Annotated in this window: 22 protein-coding genes; 9 read left to right on the top strand and 13 right to left on the bottom strand. The window is 70.2% G+C overall.

Annotated features, from left to right (window positions below):
* Position 1: 1 nt before the first annotated feature.
* Positions 2-3,115 (top strand): discoidin domain-containing protein, encoded by a 3,114-nt coding sequence (locus WQ53_RS00895; RefSeq protein WP_052629581.1) that lies wholly within the window; start codon positions 2-4, stop codon positions 3,113-3,115.
* Between the two features lie 193 nt (positions 3,116-3,308).
* Positions 3,309-3,992: a hypothetical protein gene (locus WQ53_RS00890; protein WP_052629580.1), complete on the top strand. Its 684-nt coding sequence runs from the start codon at positions 3,309-3,311 to the stop codon at positions 3,990-3,992.
* A 77-nt stretch (positions 3,993-4,069) separates the two neighbouring features.
* Here WQ53_RS00890 and eda read toward each other — a convergent pair whose 3' ends face one another.
* The 5 genes from eda to zwf form a co-directional block, all read right to left on the bottom strand.
* Complete coding sequence (gene eda / locus WQ53_RS00885) at positions 4,070-4,729, bottom strand: bifunctional 4-hydroxy-2-oxoglutarate aldolase/2-dehydro-3-deoxy-phosphogluconate aldolase (RefSeq protein ID WP_052629579.1); 660 nt, start codon at positions 4,727-4,729, stop codon at positions 4,070-4,072.
* A 383-nt stretch (positions 4,730-5,112) separates the two neighbouring features.
* A complete protein-coding gene (gene edd, locus WQ53_RS00880) occupies positions 5,113-7,026 on the bottom strand; it encodes a phosphogluconate dehydratase (RefSeq protein WP_052629578.1) in 1,914 nt (637 codons plus the stop codon).
* A 158-nt stretch (positions 7,027-7,184) separates the two neighbouring features.
* On the bottom strand, positions 7,185-7,898 hold the full coding sequence (gene pgl, locus WQ53_RS00875) for a 6-phosphogluconolactonase (RefSeq protein WP_052633816.1): 714 nt from the start codon (positions 7,896-7,898) through the stop codon (positions 7,185-7,187).
* 11 nt (positions 7,899-7,909) lie between these two features.
* Complete coding sequence (gene glk, locus WQ53_RS00870) at positions 7,910-8,899, bottom strand: glucokinase (RefSeq protein WP_052629577.1); 990 nt, start codon at positions 8,897-8,899, stop codon at positions 7,910-7,912.
* 2 nt (positions 8,900-8,901) lie between these two features.
* Entirely contained in the window at positions 8,902-10,347 is a 1,446-nt protein-coding gene (zwf, locus tag WQ53_RS00865) for a glucose-6-phosphate dehydrogenase (RefSeq protein ID WP_052629576.1), read from the bottom strand.
* 421 nt (positions 10,348-10,768) lie between these two features.
* Between zwf and WQ53_RS00860 the strand changes: the two genes are divergently transcribed.
* Positions 10,769-11,845 (top strand): ABC transporter ATP-binding protein, encoded by a 1,077-nt coding sequence (locus tag WQ53_RS00860; protein WP_052633814.1) that lies wholly within the window; start codon positions 10,769-10,771, stop codon positions 11,843-11,845.
* A gap of 275 nt (positions 11,846-12,120) precedes the next feature.
* Here WQ53_RS00860 and WQ53_RS00855 read toward each other — a convergent pair whose 3' ends face one another.
* Positions 12,121-13,011, bottom strand: a complete 891-nt coding sequence (locus tag WQ53_RS00855) for a YgfZ/GcvT domain-containing protein (protein ID WP_052629575.1) — start codon at positions 13,009-13,011, stop codon at positions 12,121-12,123.
* Positions 13,012-13,052: 41 nt separating this feature from the next.
* Between WQ53_RS00855 and WQ53_RS16125 the strand changes: the two genes are divergently transcribed.
* The 5 genes from WQ53_RS16125 to WQ53_RS00835 all read left to right on the top strand — a co-directional run bounded on the left by WQ53_RS16125 (position 13,053) and on the right by WQ53_RS00835 (position 16,750).
* On the top strand, positions 13,053-13,226 hold the full coding sequence (locus tag WQ53_RS16125; protein ID WP_082112781.1) for a DUF1674 domain-containing protein: 174 nt from the start codon (positions 13,053-13,055) through the stop codon (positions 13,224-13,226).
* 55 nt (positions 13,227-13,281) lie between these two features.
* Complete coding sequence (sdhC, locus tag WQ53_RS00850) at positions 13,282-13,674, top strand: succinate dehydrogenase, cytochrome b556 subunit (protein WP_052629574.1); 393 nt, start codon at positions 13,282-13,284, stop codon at positions 13,672-13,674.
* A complete protein-coding gene (gene sdhD, locus WQ53_RS00845) occupies positions 13,671-14,054 on the top strand; it encodes a succinate dehydrogenase, hydrophobic membrane anchor protein (protein WP_052629573.1) in 384 nt (127 codons plus the stop codon). Before sdhC ends, sdhD begins: the two co-directional genes overlap by 4 nt.
* A 27-nt stretch (positions 14,055-14,081) precedes the next feature.
* Positions 14,082-15,872 carry a succinate dehydrogenase flavoprotein subunit gene (gene sdhA, locus WQ53_RS00840; RefSeq protein ID WP_052629572.1) on the top strand — a complete coding sequence of 597 codons (1,791 nt, stop codon included), beginning with the start codon at positions 14,082-14,084 and terminating at the stop codon, positions 15,870-15,872.
* Between the two features lie 95 nt (positions 15,873-15,967).
* Positions 15,968-16,750, top strand: coding sequence for a succinate dehydrogenase iron-sulfur subunit (locus WQ53_RS00835; RefSeq protein WP_052629571.1), 783 nt, complete (start codon positions 15,968-15,970; stop codon positions 16,748-16,750).
* 638 nt (positions 16,751-17,388) lie between these two features.
* Here the strand turns inward: WQ53_RS00835 and WQ53_RS00830 are convergent.
* The 7 genes from WQ53_RS00830 to cyoA form a co-directional block, all read right to left on the bottom strand.
* Positions 17,389-17,937: a response regulator transcription factor gene (locus WQ53_RS00830; protein WP_052629570.1), complete on the bottom strand. Its 549-nt coding sequence runs from the start codon at positions 17,935-17,937 to the stop codon at positions 17,389-17,391.
* On the bottom strand, positions 17,927-19,297 hold the full coding sequence (locus WQ53_RS00825; RefSeq protein ID WP_052629569.1) for an ATP-binding protein: 1,371 nt from the start codon (positions 19,295-19,297) through the stop codon (positions 17,927-17,929). Before WQ53_RS00825 ends, WQ53_RS00830 begins: the two co-directional genes overlap by 11 nt.
* On the bottom strand, positions 19,257-20,105 hold the full coding sequence (locus WQ53_RS00820) for an SURF1 family protein (protein ID WP_052629568.1): 849 nt from the start codon (positions 20,103-20,105) through the stop codon (positions 19,257-19,259). The genes WQ53_RS00825 and WQ53_RS00820 overlap by 41 nt, the downstream gene beginning before the upstream one ends.
* A gap of 23 nt (positions 20,106-20,128) precedes the next feature.
* Positions 20,129-20,551, bottom strand: a complete 423-nt coding sequence (gene cyoD, locus WQ53_RS00815) for a cytochrome o ubiquinol oxidase subunit IV (protein ID WP_052629567.1) — start codon at positions 20,549-20,551, stop codon at positions 20,129-20,131.
* Complete coding sequence (gene cyoC / locus WQ53_RS00810) at positions 20,548-21,180, bottom strand: cytochrome o ubiquinol oxidase subunit III (protein WP_428992296.1); 633 nt, start codon at positions 21,178-21,180, stop codon at positions 20,548-20,550. The genes cyoD and cyoC overlap by 4 nt, the downstream gene beginning before the upstream one ends.
* Before the next feature lie 10 nt (positions 21,181-21,190).
* Complete coding sequence (gene cyoB / locus WQ53_RS00805; protein WP_428992295.1) at positions 21,191-23,164, bottom strand: cytochrome o ubiquinol oxidase subunit I; 1,974 nt, start codon at positions 23,162-23,164, stop codon at positions 21,191-21,193.
* Between the two features lie 101 nt (positions 23,165-23,265).
* Complete coding sequence (gene cyoA, locus WQ53_RS00800) at positions 23,266-24,312, bottom strand: ubiquinol oxidase subunit II (RefSeq protein ID WP_236685881.1); 1,047 nt, start codon at positions 24,310-24,312, stop codon at positions 23,266-23,268.
* 210 nt (positions 24,313-24,522) lie between these two features.
* On the opposite strand from cyoA, the gene WQ53_RS00795 reads away from it, so the two are divergent.
* Positions 24,523-25,854 carry an MFS transporter gene (locus WQ53_RS00795; protein ID WP_052629563.1) on the top strand — a complete coding sequence of 444 codons (1,332 nt, stop codon included), beginning with the start codon at positions 24,523-24,525 and terminating at the stop codon, positions 25,852-25,854.
* The last annotated feature ends 27 nt before the right edge of the window (positions 25,855-25,881 follow it).

Genomic DNA, 25,881 nt, shown 5'->3' with positions numbered 1-25,881 from the left:
TTTGGCTCTTGCTCTTGGCCTCGTCGCTGCGGAGACGGCAAGCGCCCAAACGCAGGTGCTGGACGACTTCGAAGACGCATCTCCCTGGGGCGTGGTGGTCTCCAACCAGGTCAGCGGCAGCCTGCGCCAGGTGGAGGGCGTCGAGGGCAGGGCGCTGTGCCTGGACTACGACTTCAACGGCGTGTCCGGCTACGCCGGGATCCAGCGCGAGCTGCCGCTGGAGTATCCGGAGAACTACCGCTTCGGCTTCCGGTTGCGCGGCGACTCGCCGGCCAACGACCTGCAGTTCAAGCTGGTCGACGCCAGCGGCGACAACGTGTGGTGGGTGAACCGGCCCCGCTACGATTTTCCCGTCGGCTGGACCGAGGTGAGCTACCGCACCCGCCACATCGACAAGGCCTGGGGCCCGGATCCGGACAGGACCCTGCGCCGCAGCGCGAAAGTCGAGTTCACCGTCTACAACAACGCCGGCGGCGCCGGCTCGGTGTGCTTCGACCAGCTGACGTTCGAGCCGCTGCCGCCCGATCCGGCGACGCCGCCGCGCGCGGTCGCGGCCGAGGCGACCGCCTCGCCGGCCACCGCCGCACTGGCCATCGACGGCGACCTGGCGACCGCCTGGCGCACTGGCGGCGCGCAGCGGCTGGTACTGGACCTCGGGCAGGTCCGCGAATTCGGCGGCTTGCGCCTGCACTGGGCCGCGGCCGGGCAGCGGCCGGCGCGCTATGCCGTGGAACTGGAGGACGGGCAGGGCGGTTGGCGCGTAGTACGCGAGGTCGAGGCGGGCCGCGGCGACACCGACTGGATCGCGCTGCCGGAGGCCGAATCGCGCCGCATCGCGCTGGCGCTGGAAGGCGCGCGCTACGCGCTGGCCGAGGCGCAGGTGCAGCCGCTGGCGTTCTCCACCCATCCCAACGACTTCGTCAAGGCGGTGGCCGCCGACCTGCCGCGCGGCTGGCTGCCGCGCGGGTTCACCGGCGAGCAGCCGTACTGGACCATCGTCGGCATCGACGGCGGCCTCGAGCAGGGGCTGATTGGCGAAGACGGCGCAGTGGAGGTCGCGCGCGGCGGCTTCAGCATCGAACCGTTCCTGGTGGAGGACGGGACGCTGCTCACCTGGGCCGACGTGCAGACCGGACAGGGCCTGCGCAGCGGCGGCATTCCCATGCCCAACGTGACCTGGACCCGGGCCGATGACGACACGCCGCTGCTCGACGTGCTGGCCTTCGCCCAGGGCACGCCGGAGGACTCGCAGCTGGTCGCGCGCTACCGCGTGACCAATCCGGGCGAGCGGACGCGCGAGGTCACGCTGGCGCTGGCTATCCGGCCGTTCCAGGTCAATCCGCCCAGCCAGTTCCTCAACACCATCGGCGGCGTCAGCCGGATCGAGCGCCTGGCGATCGCCGAAGGCACCGTCGAGGTGGACGGACGGCCGCGCGTATTCGCGACCGGCGCGCCGGATGCCGCGTTCGCCACCCCGTTCGACGCCGGCCTGGAAGTGATGCGGCTGGCCGCCGGAGACATCCCGGCCGCGACCGCGGTCGCCGATCCGACCGGACTGGCCTCCGGCATGCTGCTCTACCGCTGGCGGCTGGCACCGGGCCAGACCCGCGAAGTCGCGCTGGTGGCGCCGCTGAGCGGACCGGCGCGACTGCCGGCAGGCTTCGATCCGCAGGCCGCGACGCAGCGCGCCGAGGCGCAATGGCAGGAGCTGCTCGGCCAGGTCCGGTTGCGCCTGCCGCCGCAGGCACAGGAGTTCTCCGATACGGTACGCACCGCGCTGGGCCACATGCTGGTCTCGCGGGTCGGCCCGCGCCTGCAGCCGGGCACGCGCTCGTACTCGCGCAGCTGGATCCGCGACGGGGCGATGATCTCCGAGGGCCTGCTGCGGCTGGGCCGGCCGGAGGTCGTGCGCGAGTACCTGGAGTGGTACGCGCCATTCCAGTTCGACAACGGCAAAGTGCCGTGCTGCGTCGACGACCGCGGCAGCGACCCGGTGCCGGAGAACGACAGCCACGGCGAACTGATCTTCAACATCGCCGAGTACTGGCGCTACACCGGCGACCGCGCGTTCCTGGAGAAGATGTGGCCGCACGTGGCCGGCGCGTTCGGGTACATGGAGCAGCTGCGCGCCAGCGAGCGCACCGCGGCCAACCGCAGGCTGGATCCGGCCTTCTACGGGATGATGCCGGCCTCGATCAGCCACGAGGGCTATTCGGCCAAGCCGATGCACTCGTACTGGGACAACTTCTGGGCGCTGCGCGGCTACAAGGACGCGGTGGAGATCGCGCAGGCGCTGGGCCGCGACGCCGACGCCCGGCGCATGGCCGCCGCGCGCGACCAGTTCCGCGCCGACCTGGCCGCCTCGCTGCGCGCGGCCACCCGCCGCCACGGCATCGACTACCTGCCGGGCGCGGCCGAGCTGGGCGACTTCGACCCCACTTCCACCACCATCGCGCTGGCGCCGGGCGGCGAGCAGGACTGGCTGCCGCGCGACCTGCTGGAGAACACCTTCGAGCGCTACTGGCGCGAGTTCGTGCAGCGTCGCGACGGCCAGCGCGAATGGAAGGACTACACCCCCTACGAGTGGCGCAACGTGGCCGCGTTCGTGCGCCTGGGCTGGCGCGAGCGCGCCTGGGAGGCGACCGAGTATTTCTTCAGGGACCGCGCGCCGCAGGACTGGAACCAGTGGGCCGAAGTCGTCTCGCGCACGCCGCGCACGCCGTTCTTCGTCGGCGACCTGCCGCATGCCTGGGTGGCCTCGGACTTCCTGCGCTCGGCGCTGGACATGTTCGCCTACGTGCGCGAGCGCGACGACAGCCTGGTGCTTGCCGCCGGGGTGCCGGTGGACTGGCTGGAAGGGGAGGGCATCGCGGTCGAGGGCCTGTACACGCCGCACGGACGGCTCGGCTATTCACTGCAGCGTATCGATGGCGAACTGCGCCTGGACGTGGCCGCCGATGCCGGCCTGCCGCCGGGCGGGCTGGTGCTGCCGTGGCCGTATGCCGGCGAGCCGGGCGCGGTGACCATCGACGGGGCGCCGGCGCAGTGGCGCGACGGCGAGTTGCGGGTCGTCCGGCCCGGGGCGCAGGTACGGATCGCCGTGCCCGCGCCGTGATGCGCCTGGGCACCCGGACCGGCGACCGCGTCGCCGAGCGCGATGGACGCAGCCGATCCGATGGTTTCCTGTAGGAGCCGGGTTCAGCCGGCGACACGCCACCTTGGCACAGGCGACTTCCTCATTCTTCCAACGCCCGTGTCGCCGGCTGAACCCGGCTCCTACAATGCCCGCAGGCGAACGGAGACCGTCCATGCCGCGCACCACCATCCCGTTGTGGGCCATCCCGCTGGCGATCGCACTGATCATGCTGGTGGCCGCGCACCTGGCCTGGTGGCTGTCCTTGCGCGCGGGCTACATCGAGGCCTGCAATCCCTACTGGGACGGCTGCACCTCGATCAGCCGCGCCGCCCGCCACGGCCTGGGCAACCACCTGTTCCGCCTGCTGATGCTGCCCTGCGCGCTGCTGCTGGCCATCCACTGGTGGCTGGCGTCGCGCTGGATCTCCGCGCGCGGTACGCCCGCGGCGCTGCTGGCCGGATTCGGCCTGGCCGCCGCGCTGGCGTTGGGCGTCTATGCGACGTTCCTGGGTACCGACGGCGCCGCCTACGCGTTCCTGCGTCGCTACGGCATCACCCTGTTCTTCGGTTGCGGCTTCCTGGCCCAGCTGCTGTTCCTGCGCCGCTGGCGCAGGAGTGAGCCTGCAGCCGCGGCGGGCCGGCAGTGGCGGGCGATGGCCGCGGTCTGCGTCGCGATGCTGCTGCTGGGCGTGACCAACGTGCTCGCCGACGCGCTGCTGCAGGACCGGCAGCGCCAGGACCGGCTCGAGAACGCGCTGGAATGGCAGTTGGGCCTGCTGCTGGCGGGCTGGTATTTGCTGCAGGCCTGGCAGTGGCGGAAGGAGCGGCTGGTGGTGGCTTTCGCCGAGCGCTCCTAGAACGGAGTGGGCCTCGCCGTCGCGACGCCTGCAGGGAGAAGCGGGGCACCCGCGCTGCGCGCGGTTGCGCTAAAGGATCAGCGCGCGCGCACGCCGGCGACGATCGCCGCGGCCTTGGCAGCGCTGGCCTCGACCTTGTCCCACTCGCCGGCCTTGAGCCACGGCTTGGGCACCATCCACGAACCGCCGATGCAGACCACGTTCGGCTGCGACAGGTATTCGGCGGCGGTCTCCTCGGTGATGCCGCCGGTGGGGCATATCTTCAGTTCCGCCAGCGGACCGGCCAGGCCCTTGAGCATGGTCAGGCCGCCGACGGCGGTGGCGGGGAACAGCTTGCACACGCGGAAGCCGCGCGCCATCAGCGACAGGAACTCGGTCGGCGTGGCGCCGCCGGGCACCGCCGGGATCCGCGCCCGCGCCAGCGCGTCGGCCAGTTCCGGCGGCGTGCCGGGCGTGACCAGGAAGTCGGCCCCCAGTTCGATGCACTTTTGCATCTGCTCGACGGTCAGCACGGTGCCCATGCCGACCGCGATCCCCGGTAGTTCCTTCTTCAGCGCGACCAGCGCATCGAGCGCGGCCGGCGTGCGCAGGGTCAGCTCGATCGCAGTCAGCCCGCCCCGCAGCAGCGCGGCCGACAGCTTGCGCGCCTCGTCGACGCTGTCGGCGGTGACCACCGGCAGGATGCCGGACTTGCGCAGCAGCTGTTCGGCCTGGGCCTGGGTGTCGGCGATGCTCATGGGGGTGGAGTGCTCCGTGGAGGTATGCGTGCAGCACGGGATTCTAACCCGTGTGCCTTGTGGCGAACGGTCGGTTGCCGTCGTATCCATCCCGTGGGCCGGCGATCTCGAAGGCGCCGGCTCCTGCCTTCTGTAGGAGCCGACTTCAGTCGGCGACACGGGCGTCGGGAACACGAGGGAGTCGCCTGTGCCGACGGTGCAGCGTCGCCGGCTGGACGGGGCCCCATGAAAACGCCCGCGCGGATACCGGAATCATGGGGGCGTCGCCTGTGCCTGCGGCGTCGTGTCGCCGACTGAAGTCAGCTCCTACAAGGAAGCGGCCACGCGGCCGGGCAAACGACCACGTGGTGACCTGGGGAGGACCGCCGCCGGTTGCCGGCGCCTCAGGCGTCCTTGGCCTCGTGCGGTGCCAGCGCCGCGTCGGCGTCGCAGCCGAGTTCGTACTCGGCGTCGTAGTCCCAGGCGGCGCCGTCGTGCGCCGGCGGGCCGCAGGAGATCGATAGCGCGCCCTGGTCGGCCGGGCCTACCATCGCGCGGCTGAAGGCGAACAGGTTGCGGCCCAGGTCGTGCGCGTCGGGGCTGGTGTTGGCCGCGACCTCGCGCGCGTTGAACTCGGCTGCGTCGACCAGTACCTCCAGCGTGCCGGCCTCGCTGTCCAGCCGCACCAGGTCGCCATCGCGGACCTTGCCGATCGCCCCGCCGCGCGCCGCTTCCGGGGTGAAGTGGATCGCCGCCGGGATCTTGCCCGACGCGCCGGACAGGCGGCCGTCGGTGACCAGCGCCACCTTGCGGCCCTGGTTCTGCAGCATGCCCAGCAGCGGCGCCAGCGAATGCAGCTCGGGCATGCCGTTGGCGCGCGGTCCCTGGTAGGTCACCACCGCGACGAAATCCCGCGGCAGCACGCCGGCGGCGTGCAGCTTGTTGAGTTTCTGCGGCGCATCGACCACCACCGCCTGCGCCTCGACGTAGCGGTGCTCGGGCTTGACCGCTGACAGCTTGATCAGGCCGCGGCCGATGTTCCCGCGCAGCAGGCGCAGGCCACCCTGCGCCTCGAACGGCGCGGCGACCGTGCGCACCACCGATTCGTCGGCCGATACCGCCGCCGCCGGCACCGAGGACAGGACGCCGTCGTCCAGCCGCGGCTCGCGGGTGAACGCGCGCATGCCCTCCGGCACCACCGTGGCCAGGTCATGCATCATCCCCGCGTCGAGCAGCTCGCGGAACACGAACGGCACGCCGCCGGCGGCCTGGAAGCGGTTCACGTCGGCCTCGCCGTTCGGGTACACGCGCGCCAGCAGCGGTACCACCTGCGAGATCTGGTCCATGTCGTCCCAGGTCAGCACGACGCCGGCCGCGCGTGCCACCGCGATCCAGTGGATGGTGTGGTTGGTCGAACCGCCGGTGGCCATCAGCGCCACCACCGCGTTGACGATCGCGCGCTCGTCGATCAGCCGGCCCAGCGGCCGGTAGTCGTCGCCCAGCGCGGTCATCCGCAGCACCCGGCGCACGGCCTCGTCGTCCAGCGCGGCGCGCAGTGGCGTGTCCGGGTTGATGAACGAGCTGCCCGGCAGCTGCACGCCCATCGCCTCCAGCAGCACCTGGTTGGAGTTGGCGGTGCCGTAGAAGGTGCAGGTGCCCGGCGCGTGGTAGGACTGCGCCTCGACCTCCAGCAGTTCCTCGCGGGTGGCCTCACCGGCGGCGTAGCGCTCGCGCACCTCGGCCTTCTTCTTGTTCGGGATGCCCGCCGGCATCGGCCCGGCCGGCACGAACAGCGCCGGCAGGTGGCCGAAGGCCAGCGCGCCGATCAGCAGGCCCGGCACGATCTTGTCGCAGATGCCCAGGTACAGCGCCGCATCGAAGGCGTCGTGGCTCAGGCCCACCGCGGCGCCCTGGGCGATCACGTCGCGCGAGAACAGCGACAGTTCCATGCCGCCGCGGCCCTGGGTGACGCCGTCGCACATCGCCGGCACGCCGCCGGCGACCTGCGCGGTGGCGCCGAGGCTGCGGGCGAGGGCGCGAATGCGCTCGGGATAGTGCTCGTACGGCTGGTGCGCCGAGAGCATGTCGTTGTAGGCGGTGATGATGCCCAGGTTGGGCGTGGCCTCGCCGCGCAGGCGCGCCTTGTCGGTGTCGCCGCAGGCGGCAAACACGTGCGCCAGGTTGGCGCAGCTCAGCGGCTGGCGGTTGGGGCCGTTGCGCACGGCCTGCTCGATCCCGGCCAGGTAGGCGGCGCGCGAGGGCGCGCTGCGCCGGCGGATGCGCTCGGTGACTTCTTCGATCTTCGGATGCAGGCTCATTGGCGGGGGGCTATGAGGCGTATTGCCTTGGAAAACGGTGGGGAATGCCCTGCGAAATCAATCAACGCCGGGGTCTTAATTTGAATCCCCGCACATGGATGTGCGGGCTTTTGCGAGGGACTCGCATCAAATGGAGGGACGCGCACCGAACTATCGCACTACAAGCACCAATGCACCCGCATCGGCTCGATCCCGATCCCGATCGCGGCCCGGATCGGCAGTTCGCGCACGTCGTCGCCGTCGAGCGCGCGCAGGAACACCTCGCGCTTGGCCTCGCCGCGCAGCAGCAGCAGCCGGTGGCGGGTGCGCGCCAGGCCGGCGGGGGTGAGGGTGATGCGCAGCGGCCAGTCGCCGGAGACCGGGCAGCCGGTGGCGTCCAGGGCGGCGTAGGGCAGCTTGCTGGCCAGCGCGCGGTCCAGGTCGACCGCGCCGGGGAACAGCGAGGCGGTATGGCCGTCGTTGCCCATGCCCAGCACCGCCACGCAGGCTTCCTGCGCGTGTTCGGCCTCCAGGTTGGCGGCATGGACCGACTCGGCCAGGGTCAGGCCCTCGCGCACCAGCGGCTCGAAGTGGCCGACCTCGGCGCGGTCCAGCAGGCTCTCGCGGACCAGGCGCGCGTTGCTGGCGCTGTCCTGGGGCGACAGCCAGCGTTCGTCGACCAGGCCGACGGTGATCTTGGACCAGTCCAGCGGCGCCACCGCCAACTGCGCGTAGGCCGGTGCCGGGGTGGTGCCGCCGGACAGCAGCATGCGCGCGCGGCCGCGGATGGCCAGTTCGACCGCCAGCATGCGCTCCATGTCCTCGACGATCGCGTGGATCCAGGATTCCGGATCAGGGTGCTCGAACCACTCGATGCGCGAGTCGCGCTTCATCGGCTTGCTCTTCACCGGGCCTCCCGGCGCAGCAGGTCGACCGCGTAGGCGGCGGCGCCGAGCAGGCCCGCGCGCGGGTGCACCACCGCCAGCGACGGCACCCGCGCCATGGTCGGCGAGAAGCGGCCCTTGTACTCGAAGCGCTGGCGGAACCCGGAATGGCGCAGCGAGTCGAGCATCTTCGGCACCAGCCCGCCGGTGAGGAACACGCCGTCCCAGGCGCCCAGGGTCAGCACCAGGTCGCCGGCGATGGCGCCGAACACCGCGCAGAACACGTCGACCGCGCGCATGCCCAGCGGATCGCCGGCGGCGGCGCGGGCGGTGATGTCCTTGGGCTCGAGCAGGCCCGGGTCGACCCCGGCGATCTCGCACAGGGCGCGGTGGATGTTGACCAGGCCAGGCCCGCAGATCAGGCGCTCGTTGGAGACCCGGCCGAACTGCGCCGAGAGGATGTCCAGGATGCGGATCTCCTCCGGCGTGCCCGGCGGGAAGCTGACGTGGCCGCCTTCGGTCTCCAGCGGGTAGCAGCGGCCGTCACGGATGATCAGCCCGCCCACGCCCAGGCCGGTGCCCGGGCCGAGCACGGCATAGGTACGTGGCTGCTCCACCGGCGCCGGGGTCCAGGCCGCGCCGCCGATGGCGACCACGTCCTCGGGCCGGTACAGGCTGATCGCCATGCCTTGCGCGGCGAAGTCGTTGAGCAGGTGGACCTGGTCGAAGCCGAGCATCTCGCAGGTGCGGCTGCGCGAGATGACCCAGGGATGGTTGGTGATCCGCGCCTCGTCGCCGTCGACCCGGCCGGCCACCGCGAACACGCCGCGGCTGGCCTGCGCGCCGGCCTGCTCCAGGTAGTGGCGGGCGGCGTCGGCCAGCGACGGGAAGTCGGCCACCGCGAACTCGCGCACGCTGTCTTCCACCAGCGGCACCGCCGCGTGCGGGTCGGCCAGGGCGAAGCGGGCGTTGGTCCCGCCGATGTCGGCGATCAGCAGCGAAACGGACATGCTCAGGCCCTGCGCCCAGCCGGGCGGCCGACCGCATCGAACTGCGCGGGCAGGTAGCCGGCCGCCTCCCGCGGGCCCCAGGTGCCGGCCGGGTAGTACTCCAGCGGCACGTCGCCGCTCTTCCAGCCGGCGACCACGCTGTCGATCCAAGCCCAGGCCGCCTCGACCTCGTCGTTTCGCACGAACAGGGCGTGGCTGCCGTGCAGCGCGTCCAGGAACAGGCGCTCGTAGGCGATGCGGCGGTTGCGGCCGGTTTCCGAGGACAGCTCCAGTTCCAGCGGCTGCAGCTCCAGGGTGCCCCATTCCGGGCCGGCCAGGCTGCTCATCAGGCCCAGCTCGATGTCCTCCTGCGGCTGCAGGCGGAAGGTCAGGCGGTTGGGCGCGGCGTGGGCGCCGTCGGGGCGCTCGAACAGCCAGTGGGTGACCGGCTTGAGCGTCACCGTGACCACGGTCGAGCGTTCGGCCATGCGCTTGCCGGTGACCAGATGGAACGGCACCCCGGCCCAGCGCCAGTTGTCGATGTGCGCGGTGACGCCGACGAAGGTTTCGACATCGCTGTCATCCGGCGGCGCGTAAGCCTGCACCGGCGCACCGTCGATCAGGCCGGCGATGTAGCGGCCGCGCACGCTGTGGCGCTCGGCCTCGGTGGCACTGAACGGACGCATCGCGCGCAGCACCTTGACCTTCTCGTCGCGGATGCGGTCGGCGCCCAGCGAGGCCGGCGGCTCCATCGCCACCAGGCACAGCAGCTGCAGGATGTGGCTCTGGACCATGTCGCGCAGCGCGCCGGAACGGGCGTAGTAGGCGTTGCGGCCGTCCACGCCCTCGGTCTCGGAGACCAGGATGTTGACCGAGTCGATGTAGTTGCGGTTCCACACCGCCTCCAGCAGGGTGTTGCCGAAGCGCAGGGCCAGCAGGTTCTGCACCGCCGCCTTGCCCAGGTAGTGGTCGATGCGGAAGATCCGGTCCTCGTCGATCAGGCCGCCGATGGTGGCGTTGATCTCGCGCGCCGAGCCCAGGTCGTGGCCGATCGGCTTCTCCAGCATCAGCCGGTTGGGCGCCTTGAACGCGCCGCCCAGGGCCAGCCCCTCGCAGGTGCTGATGTACAGGCCCGGCGGGATCGACAGGTAGCTCACGCAGGGGCGGTCGACCAGGTCGCGCACCGCCTCGGCCACCGATTCGGGGGTGCGCATGTCGACCGAGCGGTAATCGACCCGGGCCAGGAACTGCTCGATCTGCTCGTCGGTGGGCGTGTAGTGGCTCAGGTGGGCGAAGCGCTCGCGCAGGATCGCGCGGAACTTGTCGGTGTCGTGCGGCGACAGCGCCAGCGCGCGCACGCGGAAGTCCTCCGGCAGCAGGCCGTCGCCCTGCAGGCGCAGCAGCGAGGGGAACAGGTAGCGCTGCGCCAGGTCGCCGGTGGCGCCGAACAGCAGCAGGGTGTCATGCATCCGGTGGGCTTCCGTGGCGTGTGGCATCGGGTCCGTGGCTTCTCGAGGGTCGTGTCCGTGGGGTGGACGGGTGCGGCGGTACGGAGGTGAAGGTTACCGTACGGGTGCGTTCAAACTGTCGAAATATCGCCGTCCACGCCGCCACTTGTCCAGTGGTCAGACCGTGTCCGCGGAAACGGTCTGCTCCATTCTGCGGCGCACGGTCCGCGGCATGTCTCCTGCATGCGCAGCGGAGGACACGGCGTGGACAGCATGCGTGGAACTCCTTTGTCGCGCAGGGTTTGCCGACACTGGCGCCGCGGCTCCGGCGGCGCGGGGCGGTCGCCGCCGGCGGCTGCGCCGTGACATGATCGCGGTGCCGGAGCGCTGCCCGTGGCCGGATGTGCGCGCCGGCAACGCATACGTATTCCCGGAGAGGCCGATGGCGGGCGTGCAGCTGGAAGAGGTTCGCAAGGTCTACCGCAACGGCCAGGTCGCCGTGCACGGCGCCAGCTTCGAGGTCGCCGAGGGCGAACTGATGGTGCTGGTCGGGCCGTCCGGCTGCGGCAAGTCGACCCTGCTGCGGATGATCGCCGGACTGGAGGAGATCAGCGCCGGCACCCTGCGCATCGGCGGTCGCGTGGTCAACGACGTGGCGCCGAAGGACCGCGACATCGCCATGGTCTTCCAGAGCTATGCGCTGTACCCGCACATGACCGTGGCCGAGAACCTGGCCTTCGGCCTGAAGCTGCGCGGCATGCCGCGCGCCGATGTCGAGCGGCGGGTGGCCGAGGCGGCGGCGATGCTCGGCCTGGAAGGCATGCTCGGCAAGCGCCCGCGCGAGATGTCCGGCGGCCAGCGCCAGCGCGTGGCCCTGGGCCGGGCGCTGGTGCGCGAGCCGGCGGTGTTCCTGCTCGACGAGCCGCTGTCCAACCTGGACGCCAAGCTGCGCCATTCGACCCGCACCGAGATCGCCCGGCTGCACCAGCGGCTGGGCGCGACCATGGTCTACGTCACCCACGACCAGGTCGAGGCGATGACCCTGGGCCAGCGCATCGTGGTGCTCGACGCCGGCCGCATCCAGCAGATCGACACGCCGATGGCGCTGTACGAGCGCCCGGCCAACCTGTTCGTGGCCGGTTTCCTCGGCAGCCCGGCGATGAACGTGCTCGAGGGCGAGTTGCAGGCCGCCGACGGCCTGCGCCTGGTACTGGACGGGCAGGGCGACGTGCCGCTGCCCGGGGCCGACGTGCCGGACGCCTGGCTGGGCCGGCGGGTGGCGCTGGGTGTGCGCCCGGAGCACCTGCTGCCGGCCGGCGAGGGCCTGCAGGCGCGGGTGGACGTGGTCGAGCCGGTCGGCAGCGAGGCGTTCCTGCACCTGGATTTCGGCGGCCGGCCGCTGGTCTCGCGGCTGCCGCCGCAGAAGCTGCCGGAGCCGGGTGCCCAGTTGCGCCTGCGCGCCGACCCGGCGCACCTGCACTTCTTCGATCCCAGCGACGGAGTGCGGCTGGCGGCCTGAGCCAGCCTTGTAGCGCTGAACGGCGCTTGCAGGAGCCCAGCTTGCTGGCGACACGGGCGACCGGATTGCGGGGGCGTCGCCTGTGACAACGGCGTCGTGTCGCCGGCTGAACCCGGCTCCTACAAAGGGCAACGTCGTGTCGCCCTCCTGTTCGCGCTCTTACTTGTAGGAGCTGACTTCAGTCGGCGACACGGGCGTCGGAAACACGAGGTCGTCGCCTGCGCCCGCACTGCCGCCGCGCCGGCCGAACCCGGCGCCCACGAAAGGCGCTGGCGTCAGCGCGCCAGGCCTTCCACGAAAGGTTCCACCACCGCCTCCTGGCCCCCGGCCAGCAGCGGGGCCGCCTCGCGTTCCAGCGGCAGCACCGCCAGGGCGATCCGCGGCACGACGCCGGCCGTGCCGACCACGCTGCCGATGGCCCGCCCGGACTGGAACACTTCGTCGCCCGCTTCGACCGTATCGGGCACCCGCAGCAGCAGCGTCTCGCGCTTGGCCTTGCCCAGGAAATGGGTACGGGCCACGATCTCCTGGCCCGGGTAGCAGCCCTTCTTCACGCTGAAGGCGGCCAGCCGGTCCAGCGCCAGCTGCTGCGGCGTCCACTGTTCGCGCTGCGACGCCGGCAGGCGCGGCAGGCCCAGGCGCAGGTCGGCGACGGTCCAGGCCTCGCTGGCCGCGGCGTCGGACACCGCCGGGGCAGGGGAGATGCGCAGGCGGCGGGGCAGGCCCGCGGCGCCGTAGTCCAGTTCCAGCGCGGTGTCCTCGCTGCCGGCCAGGTCGGCGCCAAGGGCCTGCGCCGGCGCAGCGAACGCGCCGGCGACATGCAGGTCCGGCCGCGGCGCGATCACGACCTTGCGCCGGAACACGAAGCGGCGCAGCGCCTCGCCCAGTTCCGCCGCGTCGAAGTCCGGCAGCAGCAGCCGCAGCGAAGCCTCGCCGGTGCGCAACAGCGCGAACACGGCGATGACGCGGCCCTTCGGCGTCAGCAGCGCGCTCCACTGCCACTGTCCCGCCGCCAGCGCCGCCACGTCGTTGGCGAACTGCGCCTGGGCGAAGGCGACCGCGTCGGGGCCATCCAGCGCGAGCACGGAATGGCCGTCCAACGCGAAGGAATCCACCGGAAATCCCTGTGGAATCAGGGGGGATACGAAAGGCTGGTTGTCAGGCACGTTAACCGGGGCTTAAAATTTTGTGCGTTGCAAGGAGTCCCATGATAGGTCAAAGCCCCGCGGTTCCCGAGCCTGCCGACGCGCAGGAGCGTGGAACACAGCCGCCCGCCGACGCCGCCATTCCGGCGTTGCCGCGCGAAATCGGCGGGCGCGAGGGTCTGGAGCCCACCCGCTACGGGGACTGGGAAAAGAACGGACGCTGCGTCGATTTCTGACGCCGCGCCATCAGCCACGCGGCCCGCAGGCCGCACAGCCGAGACAAACCAGCGAATGAGCAGTCGCGAACGCCCCCTGTCACCGCATCTGCAGGTGTACCGCTGGCAGATCCAGATGGTGACCTCGATCCTGCACCGCGCCACCGGCGTCGTCCTGGCCGCCGGCGCCCTGGTCATCGCCGCAGGCCTGCTGTCGCTGATGCTCGGCCCGTCCGCATGGAGCTGCTTCACCGGCGTGGCCGGCGCCTGGTATGGCCAGCTGTTCCTGTTCGGCTGGAGCTGGGCCTTCGCCTACCACCTGTGCAACGGCATCCGCCACATCGTGCAGGACTTCGCCATCGGCCACAGCATCCCGGCCTTCGTCCGCAGCAGCTGGCTGTCGGTGGCCGGCAGCCTGGTCATCACCGCCGTCATCTGGGTCTGCGCGCTGAATGGAGGTGCCGCATGAGCCGTTACCGCACCCCGCTGAAGAACGTGCGCGGCCTGGGCTCGGCCAAGACTGGCACCGAGCACTTCATCCACCAGCGCCTGACCGCCACCGCGCTGGCCATCCTCGGCCTGTGGTTCGTCTGGTTCGTCCTGAGCCTGGTCGGCAGCGACTACCTGACCGCCACCGACGCGGTGTCCAAGCCGTGGAACGCGGTGTTGCTGGTCGGCTTCCTGGCCGCCATGTTCTGGCATGCGCAGCTGGGCCTGCAGGTCGTGCTCGAGGACTACATCCACCATTCGCTGCTGGCGCTGATCCTGCAGACCGGCGTGAAGTTCATCGCGGTGCTGGGCGCGATCGTCAGCATCTTCGCCGTGGCCCGCATCGCGCTGGCCGGCTGACCGCCGCGCAAAGGAAATAGAGACCCGATGTCCGCCTACAAGATCACCGAACACAAGTACGACATGGTCGTCGTCGGCGCCGGCGGCGCCGGCCTGCGCGCCACCTTCGGCCTGGCCCAGAAGGGCCTGCAGACGGTGTGCCTGACCAAGGTCTTCCCGACCCGCTCGCACACCGTGGCCGCGCAGGGCGGTATCTCCGCCGCGCTGGGCAACATGGGCGAGGACGACTGGCGCTACCACTTCTTCGACACCATCAAGGGCTCGGACTGGCTGGGCGACCAGGACGCGATCGAGTACATGTGCCGCGAGGCGATCCCGGCGATCATCGAGCTGGAGCACTACGGCGTGCCGTTCTCGCGCACCGAGGAAGGCAAGATCTACCAGCGCCCGTTCGGCGGCATGACCACCCGCTACGGCGAGGGCCCGCCGGCGCAGCGCACCTGCGCGGCGGCCGACCGCACCGGCCACGCCATGCTGCACACGCTGTACCAGCAGTCGCTGGCGCATGACGCGCGCTTCATGATCGAGTACTTCGCGCTCGACCTGATCTTCGACGAGGAAGGCGCCTGCCGCGGCGTGCTGGCGCTGGACATGGCCGAGGGCTCGCTGCACCTGTTCCGCGCCCACGGCGTGGTCCTGGCCACCGGCGGCTACGGCCGCGCCTACTTCAGCGCCACCTCGGCCCATACCTGCACCGGCGACGGCGGCGGCCTGGTGATGCGCGCCGGCCTGCCGATGCAGGACATGGAGTTCGTCCAGTTCCACCCGACCGGCATCTACGGCGCCGGCTGCCTGATCACCGAGGGCGTGCGCGGCGAAGGCGGCATCCTGCGCAACGCCAGCGGCGAGCGCTTCATGGAGCGCTACGCCCCGCACTACAAGGACCTGGCCTCGCGCGACGTGGTCAGCCGCTCGATGACCATCGAGATCCGCGAAGGCCGCGGCGTGGGCGAGCACAAGGACCACATCCTGCTCGACCTGACCCACCTGGGTCCGGAGGTGATCAACGAGAAGCTGCCGGGTATTGCGGAAAGCGCGCACATCTTCGCCGGCGTGGACGTGACCAAGCAGCCGATCCCGGTGCTGCCGACCGTGCACTACAACATGGGCGGCATCCCGACCAACTACCACGGCGAAGTCGTGCGCAAGGTCGGCGACAACCCCGACGCGGTGGTGCCGGGCCTGTACGCGATCGGCGAAGCGGCCTGCGTCTCGGTGCACGGCGCCAACCGCCTGGGCTCCAATTCGCTGCTGGACCTGGTCGTGTTCGGCCGCGCGGTGGCCAACCGCTGCGCCGACACGATCAAGAAGGGCGCCTCGCACAAGCCGCTGGCGTCCGACGCCTGCGACAAGGCGCTGTCGCACCTGGACAAGCTGCGCAATGCCAATGGCGACACCCCGACCGCGGTGATCCGCGACCGCATGCAGCGCACCATGCAGTCCGACGCGGCGGTGTTCCGCACCAGCAAGACGCTGAAGGAAGGCTGCGACAAGATGGCCGACATCTTCGCCAGCTTCGAGGACGTGAAGGTTTCCGACCGCTCGCTGGTCTGGAATTCGGACCTGATCGAGACCTACGAACTGCACAACCTGCTGCTCAACGCGGTGGCCACGATCAACTCGGCCGAGCAGCGCCACGAGAGCCGCGGCGCCCATGCGCACGAGGACTACCCCGAGCGCGACGACGTCAACTGGCAGAAGCACACGCTGGTGTCGGTCGACGGGAGCGGCGGCTGCAGCTTCGACTATCGCCCGGTGCACATGTACACGCTCAGCGACGACGTGGCCGTGGTGCCGCCGAAGCCGCGCGTGTACTGAGGCCGTGATGCAGCGACCGACCGCCTACTTCAACGACGCGCGCACCGCGCGCGCCACGCTCGCCCCGCGGGCCGCCTGAGCCAACGAGATCAGCCATGGCAGAGTTCACCCTCCCGAAGAATTCCCGCATCACCAAGGGCAAGCACTTCCCGGCCAAGGGAGCGAAGAACCCGCGGGTGTTCAAGGTCTACCGCTGGAACCCGGACGACGGCGCCAACCCGAGCACCGACACCTACGAGGTCGACCTGGCCGCGTGCGGGCCGATGGTCCTGGACGCGCTGATCAAGATCAAGAACGAGATCGACCCGACCCTGACCTTCCGCCGCTCGTGCCGCGAGGGCATCTGCGGTTCGTGCGCGATGAACATCGACGGCACCAACACGCTGGCCTGCACCAAGGCGATCGCCGACTGCGGCAAGGCCGAGGTGCCGATCTACCCGCTGCCGCACATGAACGTGGTCAAGGACCTGGTCCCGGACCTGACCCACTTCTACGCGCAGTACGCCTCGATCAAGCCGTGGATCCGCACCCAGACCCCGGCGCCGCCGGACCGCGAGCGGCTGCAGTCGCCGGAGGACCGCAAGAAGCTCGACGGCCTGTACGAGTGCATCCTGTGCGCGTGCTGCTCGACCAGCTGCCCGAGCTACTGGTGGAACGGCGAGCGCTACCTGGGCCCGGCGATCCTGCTGCAGGCCTACCGCTGGATCATCGACTCGCGCGACGAGGACACCGGCGCGCGCCTGGACGACCTGGAAGACCCGTTCAAGCTGTACCGCTGCCACACCATCATGAATTGCGCGCGGACCTGCCCGAAGGGCCTGAACCCGGCCCTGGCGATCGCCGAGATCAAGAAGCTGATGATGGCGCGGCGTGCCTGATCTTCCCGTTCGTCGCGTTCTCCAAGAGGCCCGGTGATCCCGGGCCTCTTCTTTTGGCTCTTCCCAAGGCCGGGGATAGAAGCATCAGGCCACGAAAGGCCGCTTGGCTCCCGCAGGAGCCCGTCGTGCGGACGTCGAACAGCGGAGGACGACGCCTGGGCCGACGGCGTCGGGTCGCCGGCTGAACCCGGCTCCTACAACAGCTGCGCCGCCGCTCTTCTGTAGGAGCTGACTTCAGTCGGCGACACGGGCGTCGGAATCATGAAGGCGTCGCCTGTGCCGACGGCGTCGGGTCGCCGGCTAAACCCGGCTCCTACAAGAGCGCGTCGTCGGACGACGAACGGAGCCGGGCAGGCCGTTGGCGATGACGAAGCCACGACCCGAAAGCACCCCGAAGACGTGGCAGGCCGGGTGTGTTGCGGCAGCGGCCAGGGATGGCCGCGTCGGCGAGTCGGCACACGGAGGTGCCGCCGAGACGACCGCAACACACCCGGCCTGCCGCGGCTCAGCCCGAAGCCGACCACGCCCCAACGCTGTTACCGTTGCCCTTGCCGTTGTCGCTGCGGTCGTAGCCACCGTCACCGTCACGGCTCAATCTCTTCGGATAGGCGAAGAACCACACCAAGGAAGAAAAGACCCTACTTGACCTGCTGCTTCCCCAGCTTCCGCGCCAGCGTGCGCCGGTGCATGCCCAGCCGGCGTGCGGTCTCGGAGACGTTGAAGCCGGTCTCGGCCAGCACCTCGTGGATGCGCTCCCATTCCAGAGTCTTGATAGAGGTCGGCCGCTGGCCCAGGCCGACCGCAGCGTCGCCCTCGGCGCGGCCAAACGCCGCCTCGATGTCATCGGTGTTGGACGGCTTGGCCAGGTAGTGGCACGCGCCGAGCTTGATCGCCTCCACCGCGGTGGCGATGCTGGCGTAGCCGGTCAGCACCACGATCAGCATCTCCGGGTCGCGCTCGTGCAGTGCCTGCACGCAGGCCAGCCCGGAGCTGCCGCCGGCCAGCTTCAGGTCGACCACCGCATAGCCCGGAGCGAAACCGGCCAGCACCGCGTCGAGCTCGGCCTGGCCGGCGGCGTGGCGCACCTCGTAGCCGCGCCGCTCGAAGGAGCGGATCAGCGTGCGCGCGAACGCCGCGTCGTCCTCGACGACCAGCAACCTGCGCGGCGCGTTTTCTTCAGCCGTCATTCGATTCATCCGGTTCTTCCGCGGGCAGGGCCAGCGCGGACAGTGGCAGTTCCAGCACCACCTCGGCGCCACCCTGCGGGCGGTTGGCCGCCGATAGCCGGCCGCCGAAGCTGCGGGCGACGTTGAGCGAGAGGAACAGGCCCAGGCCGCCGCCCGGGCGTCCCTTGCTGGAATTGTAGGGCTTGCCGAAGTTGGCCAGGGTCTCGGCGGTGAACCCCGTTCCGGCGTCGCTCACCTTCAGCCGCAGCCATTCGCCGTCATCGCCCTCGCGGCTCACCTCCAGCCCGACCCAGTGCGGCGAGGCCTCCAGCGCGTTGTCCAGGATGTTGCCGATCATCTGCTGCAGGCCCGAGTCGGAGACGATCGGCACGTCCTCGTCCAGGTGCCGGCGGTAGTCCAGCGTCTCCACCGGACGGGTGGCGCTCCATTCGCTGACCAGCTCGTCCAGGAACACCGCCAGGGTGGTCTGCGCCGGCGCCTCGCCGCGCGCGTCGCCGGCCGACAGCAGGATGCCGGTCACGATCGCCTTGCAGCGGCCGAGCTGGGTCTGCATCTCGTCCAGGTCCTGCTGCAGCTCGGGGTGGCCGGTGAACGGCGCCATCCGCCGCCAGTCGCCGAGCAGCACCGACAGCGTGGCCAGCGGCGTGCCCAGTTCGTGCGCGGCGCCGGAGGCGAGCAGGCCCATGCGCACGATGTGCTCCTCCTCGGCGGCCTGCTGGCGCAGGTCGGCCAGGCGTGCGTCGCGCTCCCGCAGGATCCGGGCGATGCGGCCGATGAACAGCCCGGCCAGCACCGCGGTGAGCAGGAAGCAGGCCAGCAGGCCTTGCACGTACGGGTCGGCGATGCCCTGCTCGGGATTGGCGGCGATGGTCACGGGACCGGGAAACACCACCAGCCCGAGCACGCCGGCGCTGCCGGCCGCCACCACCACCCAGCTGGCCCAGGCCGGCAGCAGCACCGCGCCCAGCGCCACCTGCAGCAGGTACAGGAACACGAACGGGTTGGTGATGCCGCCGCTCAGGTACAGCTGCGCGGTCAGCGCGGCCACGTCGACCAGCAGCGCCGACAGCAGCGCCGCGTCGCCCACGTCCTGGCGCGGCCGCCAGTAGAGCAGGCTGGCCAGGTTGAACGCGGCCAGGCAGGCGGCGACGCCGAGCATCGTCGCCAGCGGCAGGCGGATCTCCAGCGCGAAGTGCACGAACAGGATCGTGGCCACCTGGCCGACCAGCGCTATCCAGCGCAGCTGGATCAGCTGCTGCATGTTGCGCACGCCGGCACCGCGGGTGGTGTCGCTGCGCGCCGACTCGATCGACTGGCGCTTATCGGCGCCGGGGGACGGCGCTGCCTGCGTCGGGGTCATCCATGGGCTCCTGCGGACCGGACTGGCGCCAGCGACGGCGGACGCGCACTTCCTCCAGCGCGAAGCGCCAGGCGCCGCCGGCCACCAGCAGGGCCAGCGCGAACCAGGTCAGCGCATAGCCCAGGTGGTTGTCGCGGAACCGTACCACCGTCAGCCCGCCGCGGGGCCAGGGCGTGCCGGCCCGCGCGCCCGAGCCGACATCGGCATCGACGAAATACGGCGCCACATCCGCCAGCCCGTGGTGGGCGGCGATCGCGGCCACGTCGCGCGAATACCAGCGTTCCTCGTCCGGCGCGTTGTCGCGCAGGAAGCCGCCACCGGGCTCGGACAGGCGCAGCAGGCCGATGATCTCGACCGGACCCGGTACAGGTGGCGACACGGTCCAGTCTTCCGGCACGTAGCCCAGGTTGACCAGCACCACGCCGCCGCCGTCGCGGCGCAGCGGGCGCAGCAGCCAGCGCCCGGCGCCGGCCTCGGTCACCGCCTGCACGCGGGTGTCCTGGCCGGGCAGCCACTCGCCCTGCAGGTATACGCGGCGGTACTCCTGTTCCTTCGGCGTGGAGGCTGCCCAGGCGGCCGCATCGGGCGCGGGTGCGGGATCGGCGTGGATGCGCGCGTCGACCCGGGCGACCAGGTCCTGCTTCCAGGCCATGCGCTGCACCTGCCAGACACCCAGCGCGGCGAACAGGAGCAGGCCGAAGGCGAAGCCCACCGCCAGCAGGCCCAGCGCCAGCGGCCCGCGCGGTGGCCGTGGCGTCGCGTCCTTGTGCCGGGTCCGCGAATCGGGCGCGTCATGCTGCCGGCTCATGGCGTTTGGCCCCGAGGCCGGGCTCAGGGCTGGATCCGCGCCTCGTGCGGCGACATCGGCATCATGTTGGTGTTGAGGTGGTGCATCACCCACAGCGAGCCGGCCAGCACGATCACCACCAGCACCACCGTGAACATCAGCGCCAGCATGTTCCAGCCGCCTTCCGAGCGCGGGTTCATGTGCAGGAAGTAGACCATGTGCACCACGATCTGCACCGCGGCGAAGCCCAGGATCACCAGCGCGGTGGTGCCCGAGTCGGCGATCACGCCGTTCATCACCAGCCAGAACGGGATCGCGGTCAGGATCACCGACAGCACGAAGCCGGTGACGTAGTCGCGCATCGTGCCGTGCGAGGCTTCCACGTGCGGCCCGTGCTCGTCGCCATGCTCGTCGTGGGTATGGCCGTCGTGGCCGTGGGTGGCGTGCGGGTCATGGGGCAGGCTCATGGCAGCACTCCCATCAGGTAGACGAAGGTGAAGACGCCGATCCAGACGACGTCGAGGAAGTGCCAGAACATCGACAGGCACAGCAGGCGGCGCTGGTTGGCCGCGTGCAGGCCGTAGCGCTGCACCTGCACCATCAGCACCACCAGCCAGACGATGCCGAACGCCACGTGCAGGCCGTGGGTACCGACCAGGGCGAAGAACGCCGACAGGAACGCGCTGCGCTGCGGCCCGGCACCCTGGTGGATCAGGTGCGAGAACTCGTACAGCTCGATGCCGAGGAAGGCCAGGCCGAACAGGCCGGTGACCGCCAGCCAGGCCAGCACGCCGGGGATGTGCCGGCGCTGCATCGACAGCATGGCGAAGCCGTAGGTGATCGAGGACAGCAGCAGCATCGCCGTGTTCAGCGCGATCAGGCGCAGGTCGAACAGGTCCGCGCCGGTCGGACCGGCGGCGAAGCTGCGGCCCAGCACGCCGTACACCGCGAACAGGCAGGCGAAGATGAGCAGGTCGCTCATCAGGTACAGCCAGAAGCCGAGCAGGGTGCCCTGCTGCGGGTGGTGTTCGCCGGCCAGGTCGTAGCACCCGGCCGGGGTGGCGGCCGACGGCGGAGCGGCCGCGGAAGTGGTCAGGGCAATGGCGTCAGACATGGGCGTTCAGCAGGGCGGTGCGCTGCTCCTCGGTCCGGGTCACGGTCTCGGCCGGGATGTGGTAGTCGCGCTGGTAGTTGAAGCTGTGCACGATCGTGGCGATCACGGTGGCGGCGAACGAGGCGATTACCAGCCACCAGATGTGCCAGACCAGGGCGAAGCCGAGCACCGTGCTCAGGCCGGCCAGGACCACGCCGGCGGCGGTGTTCCTGGGCATGTGGATCGGCAGGTAGCCGGACAGGGGACGCTGGGCGCCGCGCTGTTTCATGTCCCACCAGGCGTCGTTGTCGTGCACCACCGGGGTGAAGGCGAAGTTGTATTCCGGCGGTGGCGAGGAGGTGGACCACTCCAGGCTGCGCGCGTCCCACGGGTCGCCGGTGACGTCGCGCAGCTGCTCGCGGCGGCGGAAGCTGATGTAGATGCAGTAGATGAAGGCGGCGATGCCGATGGCCACCAGCACCGCGCCGAAGGCGGCGATCTGGAACCAGATCTGCAGCGACGGATCGTTGAAGTGGCTCATGCGCCGGGTCACGCCCATCAGCCCGAGCACGTACAGCGGGGTGAAGGCGAACCAGTAGCCGGCCAGCCAGAACCAGAACGAGACCTTGCCCCAGAAGTCGTCGAGCTTGAAGCCGAACGCCTTGGGGAACCAGAAGGTCATGCCGGCGAACAGGCCGAACACCACGCCGCCGATGATCACGTTGTGGAAGTGGGCGACCAGGAACAGGCTGTTGTGCAGCACGAAGTCGGCCGGCGGCACCGCCAGCAGCACGCCGGTCATGCCGCCGACGACGAAGGTGACCATGAAGCCGACCGTCCACAGCATCGGCACCTCGAAGCGGATCCGCCCGCGGTACATGGTGAACAGCCAGTTGAAGATCTTCGCGCCCGTCGGGATCGAGATGATCATCGTGGTGATGCCGAAGAACGAGTTGACGCTGGCGCCCGAGCCCATGGTGAAGAAGTGGTGCAGCCACACCAGGTAAGACAGGATGGTGATCACCACCGTCGCATAGACCATCGAGCTGTAGCCGAACAGGCGTTTGCCGGACAGCGCGGCGACGATCTCCGAGAACACGCCGAACACCGGCAGGATCAGGATGTAGACCTCGGGGTGGCCCCAGATCCAGATCAGGTTCACGTACATCATCGGGTTGCCGCCGAGGTCGTTCGTGAAGAAGTTGGTCCCCACGTAGCGGTCCATCGCCAGCAGCGCCAGCACCGCGGTCAGCACCGGGAAGCTGACCACGATCAGCACATTGGTGCACAGCGCCGTCCAGGTGAACACCGGCATGCGCATCAGGGTCATGCCCGGTGCGCGCATCTTGACGATGGTCACGATCAGGTTGACGCCCGACAGCAACGTGCCGACGCCGGCTATCTGCAGCGCCCATATGTAGTAGTCGACACCGACATCCGGGCTATAGTCGATCCCCGACAGCGGCGGGTAGGCCAGCCAGCCGGTCTTGGCGAACTCGCCCACGAACAGCGACAGCATCACCAGCACCGCGCCGGCGGTGGTCATCCAGAAGCTGAAGTTGTTGAGGAACGGAAAGGCGACGTCGCGGGTGCCGATCTGCAGCGGCACCAGGTAGTTCATCAGGCCGGTGACCAGCGGCATGGCCACGAAGAAGATCATGATCACGCCGTGGGCGGTGAAGATCTGGTCGTAGTGGTGCGGCGGCAGGTAACCGAGGTTGTCGCCGAAGGCCATGGCCTGCTGCAGGCGCATCATCAGCGCATCGGCGAAGCCGCGCAGCAGCATCACCAGGCCCAGCACCATGTACATGATGCCGATCTTCTTGTGGTCGATGCTGGTGAACCAGTCGCGCCACAGGGTGCCCCACAGCTTGTACCTGGTGACCAGCGCCATGATGGCGATGCCGCCCAGCGCGGTGCCGACGAAGGCCGCCATGATCACCGGGTCGTGCAGCGGGAACGATTCCCAGCCCAGGTAGCCGGTCAGCGGGTTGTGGGGAGCGGAGGTGGAATGCGGGGAGGACATCGCTTGGAACTTCCGTCGTCAGGCCGCCGACCCGGGCAGGGTGGAGCGGCGGCGTGGTCCGCTCAGGGAGCGAGGCGGGAAAGGGAGGTGTTCAGGCCGTTGGCGGGCGCGTCGGTGGCCGCGCACATGGCCGACTGCACGTAGCGGCGGCCGCGCAGGTCGCCGACCCGGCGCTCCTCCAGGCCCTCGATGCCGGTGCGGCCGGGGCCGCTGCCGGCGTCGATGGCCATCATCTCGTGCATGCACATCCGCCGCGGATCGACGCAGCGGTTGAGGATGGCGTCGTACAGGCCGCCCTCGACGCTGCCGAAGTGCCGCACCGGTTCGCGCTCGCTGGGTTTTTCCAGCGCCAGGTAGGCGTCGCGGTCGAGCTTGTCGCCGTCGCGCACCTGCTGCACCCAGCCGTCGAAGCCGGCGTGGTCGAAGGCGTGGAAGCGGAAGCGCATGCCGGAGAAGCCGGCGCCGCTGTAGTTGGCCGAGAAGCCCTCGTAGTCGCCGGGCGAGTTCATCACTGCGTTGAGCTCGGTCTGCATGCCCGGCATGGTGTAGATCATGCCGGCCAGCGCCGGGATGTAGAACGCGTTCATCACCGTGGAGGAGGTGAGCTTGAACTGGATCGGCCGGTCCACCGGCGCGGCCAGTTCGTTGACCGTGGCGATGCCCTGTTCGGGATAGAGGAACAGCCACTTCCAGTCCAGCGCCACCACCTCGACCACCAGCGGCTCGGTGCCCTCGGGCACCGGCTTGCCCTCGGCGATGCGGTCCAGCGGCCGGTACGGGTCCAGGGTGTGGGTGCTGATCCAGGTGATCGCGCCCAGCGCGATGATGATCAGCAGCGGCGCGGCCCAGATCACCAGTTCCAGCTGGATCGAGTGGTCCCAGTCCGGCTTGTAGGTGGCCTCGCGGTTCGAGGCCCGGTAGCGCCAGGCGAAGAACAGGGTCAGCGCGATCACCGGGACGATGATGATCAGCATCAGCAGGGTGGAGACGATGATCAGGTCGCCCTGCTGGCGGGCGATGTCGCCCGGGGCGTTGAGCAGGATCGTATTGCAGCCGGCCAGGGGAAGGGCCAGGCCGGCCGCCAGCAGCAGGCGGCGCAGGGGCGTCAAGGTGGACATCTGAATAGGCGGCTGGTGGGGGTCGCAGCGGCCTGCCACTCTACTCCCGCGGCGTGAAAGGGGCGATTGGGCGTTTTGTCCTATGGCCCCGCCGTGCGGATGGTGGGAACCTGTACCGCCGGCCCCGGCCCGGTGGCGCACACCTCCGCTACGCGACCCGGTGTAGCCTCCCCCGCAGGCACAGTACAACCCCTTCCCGCGATGTCCTCCACTCCTTCCAGCCCCACCGTTTCCGTCCACGGCCAGGACGCCGCTTCCCATGCCCAGGTCGCGCCCGGCGAGATCGCCGTGGGCGTGGTGATCGGCCGCACCTCCGAGTATTTCGATTTCTTCGTCTACGGCATCGCCTCGGCGGTGGTGTTCCCGAAGGTGTTCTTCCCCTTCGCCGAGCCGTTGCTGGCCACGCTGTACTCGTTCGCGGTGTTCGCCCTGGCGTTCGTCGCCCGGCCGGTGGGCACGGTGCTGTTCCTGTGGATCCAGGATCGCTGGAGCCGCGGCACCAAGCTGACCGCCGCGCTGTTCCTGCTCGGCACCAGCACCGCCGGCATCGCCTTCGTGCCCGGCTACGAGAAGATCGGCGCGGCCGCGATCGTATTGCTGGCCGCGTTCCGTACCAGCCAGGGCATCGCCCTGGGCGGTTCCTGGGACGGCCTGCCGTCGCTGCTGGCGCTCAACGCGCCCAAGCACCGCCGCGGCTGGTACGCCATGCTCGGCCAGCTCGGCGCGCCGGTGGGGTTCATCGTCGCCGCGGCGCTGTTCGCGTTCCTGTATTCGAGCCTGTCCACCGCCGACTTCTACGACTGGGGCTGGCGCTATCCGTTCTTCGCCGCGTTCGCGATCAACGTGGTGGCGCTGTTCGCGCGCCTGCGCATGGTCGTGACCCGCGAGTACGAGAGGCAGATGGGCCAGCGCGAGCTGGAGCCGGTGCCGGTGGCCGAACTGTTCCGCGAGAAGGGCCGGCACGTGTTCATCGGCGCCTTCGCCGCGCTGGCCAGCTATGCGATGTTCCATATCGTCACCATCTTCCCGCTGTCCTGGGCGCAGCTGTTCACCGAGCAGGAGATCAGCCGTTTCCTGATGGTGCAGGTGGTCGGCGGCTTCCTGGCGGTGGGCGGCGTGCTGGCTTCGGGCCTGATCGCCGACCGCTTCGGCCGGGTGTCGACCCTGGGCGCGACCGCGGTGGCGATCGCGGTGTTCAGCGGCTTCGCCCCGACCCTGCTCGGCGGCGGCCCGGTCGCGCAGCAGGTGTTCATGCTGGTCGGCTTCCTGCTGCTGGGCCTGTCCTACGGCCAGGCCTCCGGCGCGGTGACCCGCAACTTCGGCGGGCGCTACCGCTACACCGGCGCGGCCCTGACCACCGACCTGGCCTGGCTGATCGGCGCGGCCTTCGCCCCGCTGGTGGCCCTGCTCCTGGCCGCGGAGTTCGGCCTGCCGTACGTGGGCCTGTACTTGCTGTCCGGTGCCCTGGCTACGCTGGCCGCGCTGATGGTCAACCGCTGGCTCAAGCAGCGCGAGGCGACGGCGCAGGGCTGACTTCCCTGAGCTTTGCCCCCTGCCTTG

It is taken from the genome of Pseudoxanthomonas suwonensis, assembly GCF_000972865.1.
Taxonomy (GTDB): domain Bacteria; phylum Pseudomonadota; class Gammaproteobacteria; order Xanthomonadales; family Xanthomonadaceae; genus Pseudoxanthomonas; species Pseudoxanthomonas suwonensis_B.
The sequence above is the reverse complement of the archived record's forward strand: the minus strand, read 5'-3'. Positions and strand labels throughout refer to the sequence as shown.

What these genes read in the sequence shown, in the direction of transcription:
- WQ53_RS00890 (WP_052629580.1), top strand. Translation starts at nt 3,309, where the DNA reads ATGCCGCGCACCACCATCCCGTTGTGGGCCATCCCGCTGGCGATCGCA.
- eda (WP_052629579.1), bottom strand. Translation starts at nt 4,729, where the DNA reads ATGAGCATCGCCGACACCCAGGCCCAGGCCGAACAGCTGCTGCGCAAG.
- edd (WP_052629578.1), bottom strand. Translation starts at nt 7,026, where the DNA reads ATGAGCCTGCATCCGAAGATCGAAGAAGTCACCGAGCGCATCCGCCGG.
- pgl (WP_052633816.1), bottom strand. Translation starts at nt 7,898, where the DNA reads ATGAAGCGCGACTCGCGCATCGAGTGGTTCGAGCACCCTGATCCGGAA.
- glk (WP_052629577.1), bottom strand. Translation starts at nt 8,899, where the DNA reads ATGTCCGTTTCGCTGCTGATCGCCGACATCGGCGGGACCAACGCCCGC.
- zwf (WP_052629576.1), bottom strand. Translation starts at nt 10,347, where the DNA reads ATGCATGACACCCTGCTGCTGTTCGGCGCCACCGGCGACCTGGCGCAG.
- WQ53_RS00860 (WP_052633814.1), top strand. Translation starts at nt 10,769, where the DNA reads ATGGCGGGCGTGCAGCTGGAAGAGGTTCGCAAGGTCTACCGCAACGGC.
- WQ53_RS16125 (WP_082112781.1), top strand. Translation starts at nt 13,053, where the DNA reads ATGATAGGTCAAAGCCCCGCGGTTCCCGAGCCTGCCGACGCGCAGGAG.
- sdhC (WP_052629574.1), top strand. Translation starts at nt 13,282, where the DNA reads ATGAGCAGTCGCGAACGCCCCCTGTCACCGCATCTGCAGGTGTACCGC.
- sdhD (WP_052629573.1), top strand. Translation starts at nt 13,671, where the DNA reads ATGAGCCGTTACCGCACCCCGCTGAAGAACGTGCGCGGCCTGGGCTCG.
- sdhA (WP_052629572.1), top strand. Translation starts at nt 14,082, where the DNA reads ATGTCCGCCTACAAGATCACCGAACACAAGTACGACATGGTCGTCGTC.
- WQ53_RS00835 (WP_052629571.1), top strand. Translation starts at nt 15,968, where the DNA reads ATGGCAGAGTTCACCCTCCCGAAGAATTCCCGCATCACCAAGGGCAAG.
- WQ53_RS00830 (WP_052629570.1), bottom strand. Translation starts at nt 17,937, where the DNA reads ATGACGGCTGAAGAAAACGCGCCGCGCAGGTTGCTGGTCGTCGAGGAC.
- WQ53_RS00825 (WP_052629569.1), bottom strand. Translation starts at nt 19,297, where the DNA reads ATGACCCCGACGCAGGCAGCGCCGTCCCCCGGCGCCGATAAGCGCCAG.
- WQ53_RS00820 (WP_052629568.1), bottom strand. Translation starts at nt 20,105, where the DNA reads ATGAGCCGGCAGCATGACGCGCCCGATTCGCGGACCCGGCACAAGGAC.
- cyoD (WP_052629567.1), bottom strand. Translation starts at nt 20,551, where the DNA reads ATGAGCCTGCCCCATGACCCGCACGCCACCCACGGCCACGACGGCCAT.
- WQ53_RS00795 (WP_052629563.1), top strand. Translation starts at nt 24,523, where the DNA reads ATGTCCTCCACTCCTTCCAGCCCCACCGTTTCCGTCCACGGCCAGGAC.